13 protein-coding genes are annotated in these 12,141 nt (G+C 63.9%); 6 read left to right on the top strand and 7 right to left on the bottom strand.

Going from position 1 to position 12,141, the window contains the following annotated elements:
* Window positions 1–17: 17 nt before the first annotated feature.
* Together N6L27_RS16545 and N6L27_RS16540 are read left to right on the top strand one after the other, a co-directional pair.
* The gene (locus N6L27_RS16545) at window positions 18–428 is read left to right on the top strand and encodes a VOC family protein (protein WP_271908425.1); all 411 of its coding nucleotides are present in this window, start codon (window positions 18–20) and stop codon (window positions 426–428) included.
* Window positions 425–1,354: a 2-hydroxyacid dehydrogenase gene (locus tag N6L27_RS16540; protein ID WP_271908424.1), complete on the top strand. Its 930-nt coding sequence runs from the start codon at window positions 425–427 to the stop codon at window positions 1,352–1,354. Before N6L27_RS16545 ends, N6L27_RS16540 begins: the two co-directional genes overlap by 4 nt.
* Window positions 1,355–1,437: 83 nt before the next feature.
* Here N6L27_RS16540 and N6L27_RS16535 read toward each other — a convergent pair whose 3' ends face one another.
* The 7 genes from N6L27_RS16535 to N6L27_RS16505 form a co-directional block, all read right to left on the bottom strand.
* The gene (locus tag N6L27_RS16535; RefSeq protein ID WP_271908423.1) at window positions 1,438–3,453 is read right to left on the bottom strand and encodes a M3 family metallopeptidase; all 2,016 of its coding nucleotides are present in this window, start codon (window positions 3,451–3,453) and stop codon (window positions 1,438–1,440) included.
* Between the two features lie 81 nt (window positions 3,454–3,534).
* A complete protein-coding gene (locus N6L27_RS16530; protein ID WP_271908421.1) occupies window positions 3,535–3,885 on the bottom strand; it encodes a hypothetical protein in 351 nt (116 codons plus the stop codon).
* Window positions 3,886–3,894: 9 nt separating this feature from the next.
* Window positions 3,895–4,944, bottom strand: coding sequence for a HesA/MoeB/ThiF family protein (locus N6L27_RS16525; protein WP_271908419.1), 1,050 nt, complete (start codon window positions 4,942–4,944; stop codon window positions 3,895–3,897).
* Window positions 4,944–5,399: a dUTP diphosphatase gene (gene dut / locus N6L27_RS16520; RefSeq protein WP_271908417.1), complete on the bottom strand. Its 456-nt coding sequence runs from the start codon at window positions 5,397–5,399 to the stop codon at window positions 4,944–4,946. Before dut ends, N6L27_RS16525 begins: the two co-directional genes overlap by 1 nt.
* A 37-nt stretch (window positions 5,400–5,436) precedes the next feature.
* Window positions 5,437–6,633 (bottom strand): bifunctional phosphopantothenoylcysteine decarboxylase/phosphopantothenate--cysteine ligase CoaBC, encoded by a 1,197-nt coding sequence (coaBC, locus tag N6L27_RS16515; RefSeq protein ID WP_271908415.1) that lies wholly within the window; start codon window positions 6,631–6,633, stop codon window positions 5,437–5,439.
* A gap of 60 nt (window positions 6,634–6,693) precedes the next feature.
* Window positions 6,694–7,530: a ChaN family lipoprotein gene (locus tag N6L27_RS16510; protein ID WP_271908413.1), complete on the bottom strand. Its 837-nt coding sequence runs from the start codon at window positions 7,528–7,530 to the stop codon at window positions 6,694–6,696.
* A complete protein-coding gene (locus N6L27_RS16505) occupies window positions 7,527–8,405 on the bottom strand; it encodes an RNA polymerase factor sigma-32 (protein ID WP_065266091.1) in 879 nt (292 codons plus the stop codon). Before N6L27_RS16505 ends, N6L27_RS16510 begins: the two co-directional genes overlap by 4 nt.
* Window positions 8,406–8,681: 276 nt before the next feature.
* Between N6L27_RS16505 and cobU the strand changes: the two genes are divergently transcribed.
* The 4 genes from cobU (at window position 8,682) to N6L27_RS16485 (ending at window position 12,138) form a co-directional block, all read left to right on the top strand.
* Entirely contained in the window at window positions 8,682–9,200 is a 519-nt protein-coding gene (cobU, locus tag N6L27_RS16500; RefSeq protein WP_271908410.1) for a bifunctional adenosylcobinamide kinase/adenosylcobinamide-phosphate guanylyltransferase, read from the top strand.
* Window positions 9,197–9,778: a histidine phosphatase family protein gene (locus N6L27_RS16495; RefSeq protein WP_271908408.1), complete on the top strand. Its 582-nt coding sequence runs from the start codon at window positions 9,197–9,199 to the stop codon at window positions 9,776–9,778. Before cobU ends, N6L27_RS16495 begins: the two co-directional genes overlap by 4 nt.
* A gap of 58 nt (window positions 9,779–9,836) precedes the next feature.
* Window positions 9,837–10,520 carry a glutathione S-transferase gene (locus tag N6L27_RS16490; RefSeq protein WP_271908406.1) on the top strand — a complete coding sequence of 228 codons (684 nt, stop codon included), beginning with the start codon at window positions 9,837–9,839 and terminating at the stop codon, window positions 10,518–10,520.
* A gap of 115 nt (window positions 10,521–10,635) precedes the next feature.
* Complete coding sequence (locus N6L27_RS16485; protein WP_271908404.1) at window positions 10,636–12,138, top strand: YifB family Mg chelatase-like AAA ATPase; 1,503 nt, start codon at window positions 10,636–10,638, stop codon at window positions 12,136–12,138.
* Window positions 12,139–12,141: the final 3 nt, after the last annotated feature.

Genomic DNA, 12,141 nt, shown 5'->3' with positions numbered 1-12,141 from the left:
GAAGGGAGACACCCGGCATGAGCATTTTCCACCTCGCCTATCACGTCGACGACCTGCAGCGCGCCCGCGCCTTTTACGGCGGCCTTCTCGGATGCACCGAGGGACGCAGCACGGACAATTGGGTTGACTTCAATTTTTTCGGCCACCAGATTTCTCTGCACCTTGGCCCGGTTCTGGCCACCGCCCGCACCGGCAAGGTCGGCGCGCATCTGGTGCCGATGCCGCATCTTGGGGTGATCCTCCCCTTGGCCGAATGGCAGGTACTGGCAGACAGGCTGACTGAAGCTGGAGTAGAGTTCACCCTTGCCCCCGCAACCCGATTTGCCGGAGAACCGGGGGAGCAAAGCACCATGTTCTTCCATGATCCCGCAGGCAACCCGATTGAGATCAAAGGGTTCGCCGATATGTCCGGAGTATTCGCTGCATGATCAATGTTCTGTTTGCAGGCCATCCCGATGCTTGGCCCGTCTATGAGCCGCTATTGAAGGCGGAGTTCACCCGCTTAGGTGTAGACGCCGGCCTGAGCAACAAATTCCCGCCGGAAGACGTGGACTACATAGTCTACGCCCCCAGCGGGCCGGTCAGTGATCTCACCCCTTTCACCCGGCTGAAAGCGGTGCTGAGCCTGTGGGCCGGCGTTGAAAAAATCGTGCCTGTCGTGCCCGCCGGAATGCCGCTCACGCGGATGGTGGACGCAGGGCTGGAACGAGGCATGACAGAATGGGTAGTGGGCCACACGCTGCGCTACCATCTGGGCATGGACGCCCATATCCTGCGGCAGAACGGACGCTGGGAGCCCAAGGCCCCTCCCCTGGCCAAGGACAGGAACGTCACGGTAATGGGTCTCGGGGCCCTCGGCACCGCTTCGGCTTTGGCTCTGGCTGCGCTTGGCTTTCAGGTTTCGGGCTGGAGCCGGACGCAAAAGGAGATCGCAGGCGTGACCTGCCATTCCGGTGCGGATGGGCTGAAGGCGGCATTGGCGCAGGCAGAGATCGTCATCCTGCTGCTGCCGGACACGCCGGCCACCGAAAACGCCCTGAATGCGGACACACTGGCGCTGCTGCCGGCGGGCGCCAAAATCATCAACCCGGGCCGCGGTCCGCTGATTGATGACGCGGCACTGCTGGCGGCACTGAACAGCGGCCAGATCGGCCATGCCACGCTGGACGTGTTCCGCATCGAGCCGCTGCCGCCCGAACATCCCTATTGGGCGCACCCCAATGTGACGGTGACACCTCACATTGCCTCGGAAACCCGCGAAAGCACCGCGGCGGAGGTGATCGCCGAAAACATCCGCCGCGCCGAGGCGGGGGAGCCGCTGCTGCATCTGGTCGACCGCAGCCTCGGCTACTGAACGCAAAAGAGCGGGCCAGCACCCGCTCTTTCATCTTTCCCGAAATACTCCCGCCGGAGGCAGCGCCCGTCGGGGCGCTTTCCTTATTCCGCGGCCAGGCCGCGGCCTTTGAGCAGCGCCTCTACACCTGGCAGGCGCCCGCGGAACGCGGTGTAAAGCTCTGCCGGATCAACCGATCCGCCGGTGGAGAGGATATGTTCCTCAAGCGCCTTGGCGCGCTCCGCATCAAAGGCCCCGCCCGCCTCCTCAAAAGCGGCGAAGGCATCCGCGTCCATCACCTCCGACCACATGTAGCTGTAGTAGCCCGAGGAATAGCCGTCGCCTGCAAACACATGCGCGAAATGCGGCGTGGCGTGGCGCATGATGATCGCTCGCGGCATGCCGATTTCCGCCAGCACCTCGGCCTGCCTGGCCATCGGGTCGGCGGGTGCCGCCCCGTCATGAAAGGCGAGGTCGACAAGGGCGGACGCGACATATTCCACCGTCTGGAAGCCCATGTCGAAATTGGCCGCTCCCAGCACCTTCTCCAGCATTTCCTGCGGCATCGGCTCGCCGGTTTCCGCGTGGGTGGCAAACTCCTGCAGCACCTCCGGCACTTCCAGCCAGTGTTCATACAATTGGCTGGGCAGCTCCACGAAGTCACGCGCTACCGAAGTCCCGGAGATGCTTTCATAGGTCACATTGGACAGCATCTGGTGCAGCGCGTGACCGAACTCATGGAACAGCGTGCGCGCATCATCCCAGGACAGCAGCGCCGGATCGCCCTTGGCAAAGTTACAAACATTGATCACCACCGGCGCCTGAACATCCGGAAACTTGGCCTGCTGGCGCATGGCAGAGCACCAGGCGCCAGAGCGCTTGGAGCCGCGCGCGAAATAGTCACCGATGAAGACCGCCACATGGCGCCCGTTCCGGGTCACCTCCCAGGCGCGGCAGTCGGGGTGGTAAAGCGGCACCTCCAGCGGCGCGAACTCCAGTCCGAACAGGCGGCTGGCGCAGGCAAAAGACGCCTCGATCAGCCGGTCCAGCTGCAGGTAAGGCTTCAGCGCTGCCTCATCCAGGTCATGCTCGGCCTTGCGGCGTTTCTCCGCGTAGTAGCGCCAGTCCCAGGGTTCCAGATCGCCGTTGACGCCGTCCGCCTGCATCATTTCAGTCAGGATCTTCGCATCCTGATCAGCGCGCGACTTGGCGGCCCCCCAGACCTCCATCAAGAGCCCGCGCACGGCCTCCGGCGTCTTGGCCATTTCGGTTTCCAGCTTGTAGGCTGCGAAGTTTTCGTAACCCAGCAGCTGCGCGCGTTCTTCACGCAGCTGCAGGATCTCCGCTGCGATGGCGCGGTTGTCGGTCCCGCCGCCATTGGCGCCGCGGGCGGCCCAGGCGTTGAAGGCTTTCTCGCGCAGGTCGCGGCGCGGCGAGAACTGCAGAAAGGGCGTGATCAGCGAACGGGACAGGGTGACCACCGGCCCGTCCTTGCCCTTGTCCTCGCCGGCCGCACGGGCCGCTTTGACCACAAACTCCGGCAGGCCTTCCAGATCGTCCTCGCTGAGCTCCATGTACCACTCGCGCTCATCCGCCAGCAGGTTCTGGGTGAATTGGGTGCCCAGGGTGGCCAGCCGCCCCTTGATCTCCTGCATCCGGGTGTCGGCTTCACCTTCCAGCGCCGCGCCGCCGCGGACAAAACCGCGGTGGGTCAGCATCAGCACCCGCTGCTGTTCATCTGTCAGGTCCAGCTCTGCCCGCTGATCCCACACCGCCTTGATACGTGCATAAAGCGCCTTGTTGGCGGTGACAGCTGAAAAATGCGCCGCGAGTTTCGGAGAGAACTCTCGCTGCAGCTCTTCCCGCTTGGGATTGCTGTCGGCGCCGGCCACCGTGAAGAACACACCCAGCACCTGCTCCAGCTCGCGGCAGGGTGTTTCCAGCGCCTCGATGACATTGGCGAAACCAGGCGGCTCGGAACTGTTGGCGATGGCGTCGATCTGTGCCTTGTGCGCCTCCAGCGCCTGCTCCAGCGCGGGGGCAAAGTCCTCATCGGAAATGCTGCCGAACGGGGCAATTTCAAACGGCGTGTCCCAGCGGGACAGAAGCGGATTGGACATGTGAATGATCTCCTTTGCAGGTGACGCTAGCGGCAAAGAGCGGGGGCTGCAATTGACCTTTCCTTGCGCGGCACCGGCACCTCAGCCGCCTGCCCCGTCACCCTCCGTCAGCTCTGCCGGAATGATGCGGATGGGCACGTCAGCGATATTTGCCGCCCGGGCGATACGCCATTCGAACCGGCCCATTTTGCCATCGGTGTCGATCAGCACGACCACCGGCTCCTTACCGGTGATCTCTGCCAAAAACAGCGCCTGCTGAAGGCTGTCGAGGCTGCTGCGCTTGTCCAGACCGAACTCGATGACCCGGTTCCCGTTCTCGCAATCGGTGCGGATCGAGGCCGCGCCGCCGGGATAGGTGAAATCGTGCACCTGTTCCGGCTGGCCGCCGAACAGGGTGCCGCAAAGGAGCGCGATGAAATAGGCTTCGTTCACTGGCAGGGGTCAGCTTTCCGCCTTACCGCCGCAGGCCGGGCAATCCGCCCGGCGGGACAGGCGGATCTTGCGGGTTTCACCGTAGAGCCCGTCATAGATCAGCATCTCGCCCCGCAGCACTGCTCCGGCGCCGGTGATCTGCTTGACCGCCTCCACCGCCATCATCGACCCGACCACGCCGGGCAGCGGGCCGACCACCCCGGCCTCGGAACAGCTGGGCGCAAGACCGGCTGCGGGCGCCTCCGGAAAGATGCACTGGTAACAGGGGCCGGCCTGGGCTGGATGGAAGACGCTCAGCTGCCCCTCCCACTGCGACAGCGCGCCGGAAATCAGCGGCTTGCCCAGCGCAACAGCGGTGCGGTTGGCCAGATAGCGGGTTTCGGAATTGTCAGTGCCGTCGAGGATCAGATCATATTCAGCAAACAGCTCCGCCGCGATCTCTTCGGTCAGGCGGCGGTTGTAGGGGTGCACATCGACATAAGGATTCTGCGCCTGCATCGCGGCCTGGGCAGAGAACACCTTGGGCTTGCCGATGTCCTCATCCCTGTGGATCACCTGGCGCTGCAGATTGGCATTATCGACCAAATCGTCGTCGATCACCCCGATAGTGCCGACGCCGGCCGCGGCCAGGTATTGCAGCGCAGGCGCGCCCAACCCGCCAGCTCCGATCACCAGCACCTTGGCCTTCTTCAGCTTCTTCTGCCCCGGCCCGCCCAGTTCCCGCAGGACGATATGGCGGGCATAGCGGTCAAGCTCGCTTTCGGTGAAGGTGCTGGCGGGCTGGTTCATCTCTGGGTCCTGAGGCTGGGCGCGGTTTTTCAAAGCCGTTACGATACGCGCATAGAACCCGGCAACAAGGGCAAAGCCGCCCAGCATCAGCCAGGGTGCTGCCGAGCCGCCGGTGCTTTCGCGCAGCGGGTGCCCGTCCGGCAGCGTCAGTTGAATGGCTAGAACCGCAGCAAACAAGAGAACAAGCATCGCAACGCGGATACTGCGCGGCAGATGGGCAAAACGCCCGCCCCACCAGATCAGCGCGGCAAGGATGACAATGCGCAGCATCAGCCGCGCCCGGTGGAGCCGAAGCCGCCGTCGCCCCGCTCAGTGCCTGCCAGCGAGTCGACAACTTCAAACCGCGCCTGCAGTACAGGGGCCACCACCATCTGGGCGATACGCTCGCCGTGATGAACCTCAAAGGGTTTCTGCCCTGCATTCATAAGGATCACCCCCAGCGGGCCGCGGTAATCGCTGTCGATCGTGCCCGGTGTGTTAGGCAGGGTGATGCCATGCTTCAGCGCCAGCCCGGAACGCGGCCGGATCTGCACCTCATAGCCCGCTGGGATCTCAATCCGCAGACCGGTCGGCACCAGCTTACGCTGCCCTGGCTGCAGCATCAGGCAGCCGCGGTCCGGCAGGTTGGCGCGCACATCGGCGCCGGCGGCACCAGCAGTTTCATAAGACGGCAGCGGCACGTCCCGGTCCGCACCCTCATCGTGGATCACACGGATAGTCACCATCCCCGCTCCCCCTTCATCTTTCCAAAAATACTCAAGTTCACCCGGCCAGCGCCGCCGCGATCCGGTCCGCCAGCCTGCGGGCGACTTCGTCCTTGCCCATCCGCGGCCACTCCTCAGCGCCTTCGTCAGAAATCAGGATCACCGCGTTTTCACTGCCGCCCATAATGCCGGTCGCGGGGGAGACATCATTGGCCACGATCCAGTCACAGCCCTTGCGCTTGCGTTTGGCGGTAGCGTTCTCGATCACGTCGTTGGTTTCCGCCGCAAAGCCGACCACCAGCCCGGGGCGGCCTTGCTTCATCTGCGAGACGGTTTTCAGAATGTCGGGGTTTTCAGCGAATTCCAGCACCGGCAGCCCGTCCTTGGATTTCTTCAGCTTCCGGTCAGAGGCGCTGGCCACCCGCCAGTCCGCCACCGCGGCGGAAAAGACACCAGCGTCGGCGGGCAGTGCCTGCTGCACGGCGGCTTCCATCTCGCGGGCGCTTTCCACCGGCACCACCTGCACGCCTTCAGGCGGACGCACCTCTGCCGGGCCCGTGACAAACACGACCTCAGCCCCCAAGTCGCGCAGAGCACGGGCCACCGCTGCCCCCTGCGCCCCGGAGGAGCGGTTGGCGATATAGCGCACCGGGTCAATCGGCTCATGCGTGGGGCCGGAGGTGACCAGAATGCGCTTTCCCTTCAGCGGACCGTCCGCGAGTTTGGCGGCAATAGCCGCTAGAATCTCATCCGGCTCCGCCATCCGGCCGGGCCCGAACTCACCGCAGGCCATGCTGCCGTCGTTAGGGCCGATGAAAGACACACCGTCCTTTTTCAGGGTTTCAAGATTGCGCTGCGTTGCCGGATGCTCCCACATGCGGACGTTCATCGCAGGCGCCAGCAGCACCGGGGTGTCGGTTGCCAGCAGCAGCGTCGAGGCGAGATCATTTGCAAACCCTTGCGCCATTTTCGCCATCAGATCGGCGGTGGCCGGCGCCACCACCAGAAGGTCGGCGCTGCGCGACAGCTGGATGTGGCCCATCTCGGCCTCGGACGTCAGGTCGAACAGCTCCTGATGCACAGCAGTCCCGGCCAGCGCCGAAACCGACAGGGGCGTCACGAACTCAGCGCCGGCCCTGGTCAGCACCGGCGTCACCCGCGCGCCCTGATCCTGCAGGCGGCGGATCAGCTCCAACGACTTATAGGCCGCAATGCCGCCGCCGATGATCAGTAGAATATGTTTGCCAGCCAGCATCTGCGCATCCTCGCCCGGTTTCCCGCGACCTTACTGCGGCGCGGCAAAAGTGTGAAGCAGTCAGCCGTCCTTGCGGAAGGCCAGACAGGGATCAGGCCGCTCAACCGAAGGAGCATCCAGCACCAGGTCAAATTGCCCGCTTATCTGCCCGTCCTCCGACTGCCCCAAACTGCGGATCTCTGCGTCGGGACGTGCCTTCGCCAGATAGACGGCAAGTCCCCGGTCAGTGCGAGCATGGCCGTTGCCTGTGATCACCGCCACCGGCCCGCCGGTCTCCGCCAGCGCCTTGTCCGCCGCGGCGGCCAAGCTTGCATCGCGCAAGCGCTGGAAGTCCACAAGGACCGGCAGCATTTCAGGTGGCATCGCGTTGCAGTGGTTGGCCTGCTGGTCCGCTTCCCGCGCTGCCTGCTCCGCCTCAGGCAGCGGCTGGTCCAAGCCAAAGCGCGCAGAGGCTTCCGCCCCGAAATAGGCTGCCGCCCCCTCGGCCATAACGCTGGGGGTATCATCGCGCAGCACTAAAGCACCATATTGCCGGGCTCCTTTCGCCGCGGCAAACACCGGTGCGTACAGGCGGAACTCCGGCCAGCCGCTTGCAGCCCAATCGAGCTGTTTTGCCGTCTGCCCCTCATTCGCGAGCGTATCCGGAGCCAGCCCCGCAGCCTGTTCCGCAGTAATCATCTCCCAAACCACGGCCCTGGGATTCAGCGCCTGAAGGAGCTGCGCCTGCCGCTGGTGATGGACCGGATTGTCATGCACCTCGCCCAGAATCACCACATCCGCGCCCCGCAGTGTCTCAGCTGCGCCGGACAGCTCGTCCGCACCGGCACCGGACACGCAAAGCGCCGCCAGTGCGGCGGCGCTTGCAATCATTTTCAGGCCATTCAATCGCTTTCTCATGAAAGCAGTTTGTGCACCTCGCGCGATTGGCCTTCAAGGCATTTGCGCATCTTCTGGAAGGCACCTGCCTCCAGCTGGCGCACCCGCTCCTTGGACAGGCCCAGCTCCAGGCCCAGGCTTTCCAGCGTGCGCGGGCGCTCGCGCAGCTTGCGCTCGGTGATGATGAACCGCTCGCGGTCGTTCAGCGCCTGCAGCGCCCCCACCAGCCACTTGCGCAACTGGCGCCGGTCATGGCGCTCCTGCACCAGTTCCTCGGCCTGCGAGGCTTCATCCTCCAGCGCGTCGATCCACTCACGGCCCTCTTCATCAGCGGATTGAATCGCATTAAGCGAGAAGTCCGCACCGGACAGGCGCCCCTCCATCATTTCCACGTCGCGCAGCGGCACTCCGATTTCCGTGGCGATTTTCTGATGCAGCTGGTGCCGGTCCAGCTTCACTCCCGACGCCCGTGCCTCGCGCTCGAACTGCGCCTGCACCCGGCGCATGTTGAAGAACAGCGACTTCTGCGACGAAGTGGAACCGGTGCGCACCATCGACCAGTTGCGCATCACATAATCCTGGATCGACGCCTTGATCCACCAGACCGCATAGGTCGAGAACCGCACACCGCGGTCCGGATCGAATTTGTCTGCCGCCTTCATCAGGCCCAGGCCTGCCTCCTGGATCAGGTCGTTCATCGGCGCCCCATACCGCTTGAACTTGGCCGCCATGGAAATGGCCAGGCGCATATATGCGTTGATAAGCCGGTGCAGCGATTGCACGTCGCGGTCATCCCGCCAGGCATAAGCCAGACGCCGTTCAGTCTCTGCATCCAGAAGTTCCGCCTTCATTGCTTGTCTCGGCAATGGGTTTTCGGCTGTTTGATCAAGTGCCATTGTGATTTCCCCCCGGAAACTAATTAACAAACTGCCGCCTGCAGGCGTGCTTAGAACAAATGGAGGCCCGGCATTCATAGGCCGGCAGCAACAGCGCAGCGGATAAGGCTTACGGCTCATCCAAAGGCCAAAATGGAAAAGTTAAATTGTATCTTGGCCCCTGCGCAGCCTATCCCGGCCTTAATAAGTGGAACCCCGGGACGCTGCGGTCTCTTGTCTTCACCGGGCCCTGCAGTTACCCACAGGAACGGCTTCGGACTCATAGGTTAGCAAAAAATGCCGTTAAATGTAACTTTTATTCTTGGCGGCGCTGCTTCGGGCAAGTCGGCATTCGCCGAAAAGCTGTGCGCAACCGCCGGAAAAGATAAAATTTACTGGGCAACCGCACAAATTTTCGACGCTGAAATGCGCGAAAAAGTGTCCCGGCACCTCGAACAAAGAGGCTCAGGCTGGGCCACTATTGAAGAACCGGAAACAGCGGCGCAAGTGCTGGACCCTCTGGCACAGGGCCATATCTGCCTGATGGACTGCGCAACCATGTGGCTGACCAACCACCTGCTGGCGGAACACGATCTGGAGGCGGCCACACGAGAATTGCTGTCAGCTATTGACCGCTGCCAGGCCGACCTGGTGATTGTCTCCAATGAAACCGGGCTGGGCATCGTGCCGGAAAACAAGCTGGCCCGCCGCTTCCGCGAGGCCCAGGGGCGCCTGAACATCGCGCTGGCCGCACGGGCGGACACTGTGGTTCAGGTGACTGCCGGGCTGCCGCTGGTTCTGAAGGGCACGCTGTGATCACCCGCCTGTTCCTGGTGCGGCATGGGCCAACCCACGCGAAATGCATGGTCGGCTGGTCCGATTTGCCTGCGGATTTGTCGGACACCGCAGCACTGTGCCGCTTGTCGGACTATCTTCCTGCCGGGGCGCTGGTGGTCTCCTCGGACCTGTCCCGGGCGGTTGACACTGCCAGTGCGATTCAGGGCAGCCGGGAACGCCTGCCCCACGCCGAGGCGTTGCGCGAAATCCATTTCGGCGCCTGGGAACTGCGCAGCTGGGCCGAAGTCGACGCCGAGGACCCCGAGCGCATCCGCGCCTATTGGGAAACTCCGGGAGACGTGACCCCGCCTGACGGTGAAAGCTGGCATCAGGTCTGCAACCGGGTCAACGCTGCGATTGACCGGCTGGTCGATGCGCACCGGGGCCGCGACCTGATCGTGGTCGGCCATTTCGGGCAGATCCTGACCCAGATCCAGCGGGCGGAGATGCTAACGGCAGAGGAAGCCTTTGCCCACCGGATCGACAACCTTTCGGTCAGTGAGGTTTCCCTCGGGCCGGATGGCTGGAAGGCCGGAAAGATCAATCACCTGCCGTGACGTGTGCCATCACAAACATTCCATTTTGAAATGCGCGGCCCCGCGCTAGCCTCCAGCCATGGCTTATGAAATCTATATTGGCGACCGCATGTTCTCCAGCTGGTCATTGCGCGGCTGGCTCATGCTCGAAAAATTCTCCTTGCCCCACACCGTGCATATGGTGGGGCTGTATTCCGGAACCATGGCGCAGGACATGGCGCATCTGGCCCCGGCGCGGCTGGTGCCCGCGTTGCGCACGCCGGATGGGTTGGTGGTGGGCGAAAGCCTGGCCATTGCCGAAACCCTGGCCGAACGCCACCCGGATGCCGGCCTGTGGCCGTCCGATCCGGCGGAGCGCGCAACGGCGCGCTGGCTGGCAGCGGAAATGGTTGGCGGGTTTTCAGCACTGCGCGGCGAATGCCCGATGCAGCTGGCGCACATCTGCGAAGGTTTCGAGGTGTCGCGCAGTGTAAACGCCGACCTGGAGCGGATCGAGGCGCTGTTTGCCCACGCCCGCAAGGTGTCCGGCCACAGCAGCGGTTACCTGTTCGGGGATTATTCTCTGGCAGATGTGTTTTACACACCGGTTGCGGCCCGGATCTTAGGATATGGCCTGCCGGTTTCCGCAGAAACCCGCGCCTATTGCAAGCTCCTGCTCTCCGATCCGGCGGTCCTGCATTGGCAGACCCTGGCCCATGAGGTCAGCTATGACCCGCAACCCTACGCGATGGATCTGCCGAAGCGGCCCTGGTCGCTGGATTGAAACTGAAGCCTCCGCGAAATCTGCGTGAATTCGCGGCACATCGCCACTCCCGTTAACCAATTGGAAACCACGATTTCCAAGCATCTCTCCCTGACCTTTCAGGAGGCGGGGAGAGATGACAGCACGGTCCTACACGGTTGCTTTTCAAGGCGTCGAAGCCCGCCAGGTCGAGGTCCAATGCGCCGTCGCGCCCGGGCTGCCTGCCTTCTCAGTCGTCGGCCTGCCTGACAAGGCGGTTCAGGAAGCGCGCGAGCGGGTACGCGCCGCCTTTGCGGCGATGTCCATCGCCCTGCCCTCGCGCAGGATTACCATCAATCTGTCACCCGCCGGCCTGCCCAAGGAAGGCAGTCATTTCGACTTGCCGATTGCGCTGGCGTTGCTGGCCGCCATCGGCATCGTTCCGGCGGAAAAGGCTGAGGAAACCATTGCACTTGGCGAATTGTCGCTGGACGGCCAGCTGATGCCGGTGGCCGGCGCGCTGCCCGCTGCGGTCACGGCCGCTGAGGAGGGCAGGATGCTGCTTTGCCCGAAACCCTCAGGGCCGGAGGCCGCCTGGGTCGACGCCGCGCAGGTGATCGGGGCCGCCACGCTGACAGAGGTGGTGCAGCATTTCACAGGACAGCGGCGCATTGAGCCTGCCAGGCCGGGTGAGGCCATTCTCAGCCTGGGAGGCAAGGACCTGCGTGATGTGAAAGGGCAGGAGACTGCCAAGCGGGCGCTGGAAATCGCCGCCGCCGGGCGCCACCATATGCTGATGGTCGGCCCGCCAGGATCGGGCAAGTCGATGCTGGCGGCGCGGCTGCCCTCGATCCTGCCGCCGCTCACACCGGCAGAGGCGCTGGAAACCTCGATGATCCATTCCCTGTGCGGATTGATCGACGAAGGCGGCATCAGCCGTGCACGCCCGTTCCGTGAGCCGCACCACACCGCGTCCATGGCCGCAATTGCCGGCGGCGGGCGGCGGGCGCAGCCGGGCGAGATCAGCCTGGCCCATAACGGCGTGCTGTTTCTGGACGAATTGCCTGAGTTCGGCCGCCCGGTGCCGGAAACCCTGCGCCAGCCGCTGGAAACCGGTGAAGTGATGGTAGCGCGCGCCAATGCCCATGTGAAATATCCCAGCCGCTTCATGCTGGTGGCCGCCGCCAACCCCTGCAAATGCGGCTATCTGGCGGATGCCAACCGCGCCTGTTCCCAGGCCCCCATATGCGGCGCGAACTACCTGGGCCGGATATCCGGCCCGCTGCTGGACCGGTTCGACCTGCATCTGGACGTCCCGCCGGTGGATGTGGCCGACCTGGAGCTGCCGCCCAGTGCCGAAGGTTCTGCCGAAATTGCCCAGCGGGTGGCGATTGCACGGGAAATGCAGACCGCCCGTTTCAGCAGCCATTCCGGCCTGCGCCAGAACGCTGATGCCGAAGGCGCGCTGCTTGAGGAAATCGCAGCCCCTGACGCAGAAAGCCGCGACCTGCTGGTCCGCGCGGCTGAACGCTTCGGCCTCAGCGCGCGCGGCTATCACCGGGTGCTGCGGGTCGCACGCACCATTGCGGATCTCGCCTGCGAGGAGCAAGTGCAGCGCAAGCATTTCGCCGAGGCGCTGAGCTTCCGGCTGCCGGGCTGAACC

It is taken from the genome of Leisingera sp. SS27, assembly GCF_028368855.1.
GTDB lineage: Bacteria > Pseudomonadota > Alphaproteobacteria > Rhodobacterales > Rhodobacteraceae > Leisingera.
This window is presented reverse-complemented; position numbering and strand designations above follow the sequence as displayed.

Coding starts and splice junctions, on each gene's coding strand:
- N6L27_RS16545 (WP_271908425.1), top strand. CDS start 18: ATGAGCATTTTCCACCTCGCCTATCACGTCGACGACCTGCAGCGCGCC.
- N6L27_RS16540 (WP_271908424.1), top strand. CDS start 425: ATGATCAATGTTCTGTTTGCAGGCCATCCCGATGCTTGGCCCGTCTAT.
- N6L27_RS16535 (WP_271908423.1), bottom strand. CDS start 3,453: ATGTCCAATCCGCTTCTGTCCCGCTGGGACACGCCGTTTGAAATTGCC.
- N6L27_RS16525 (WP_271908419.1), bottom strand. CDS start 4,944: ATGCTGCGCATTGTCATCCTTGCCGCGCTGATCTGGTGGGGCGGGCGT.
- dut (WP_271908417.1), bottom strand. CDS start 5,399: ATGGTGACTATCCGTGTGATCCACGATGAGGGTGCGGACCGGGACGTG.
- coaBC (WP_271908415.1), bottom strand. CDS start 6,633: ATGCTGGCTGGCAAACATATTCTACTGATCATCGGCGGCGGCATTGCG.
- N6L27_RS16510 (WP_271908413.1), bottom strand. CDS start 7,530: ATGAGAAAGCGATTGAATGGCCTGAAAATGATTGCAAGCGCCGCCGCA.
- N6L27_RS16505 (WP_065266091.1), bottom strand. CDS start 8,405: ATGGCACTTGATCAAACAGCCGAAAACCCATTGCCGAGACAAGCAATG.
- cobU (WP_271908410.1), top strand. CDS start 8,682: ATGCCGTTAAATGTAACTTTTATTCTTGGCGGCGCTGCTTCGGGCAAG.
- N6L27_RS16490 (WP_271908406.1), top strand. CDS start 9,837: ATGGCTTATGAAATCTATATTGGCGACCGCATGTTCTCCAGCTGGTCA.
- N6L27_RS16485 (WP_271908404.1), top strand. CDS start 10,636: ATGACAGCACGGTCCTACACGGTTGCTTTTCAAGGCGTCGAAGCCCGC.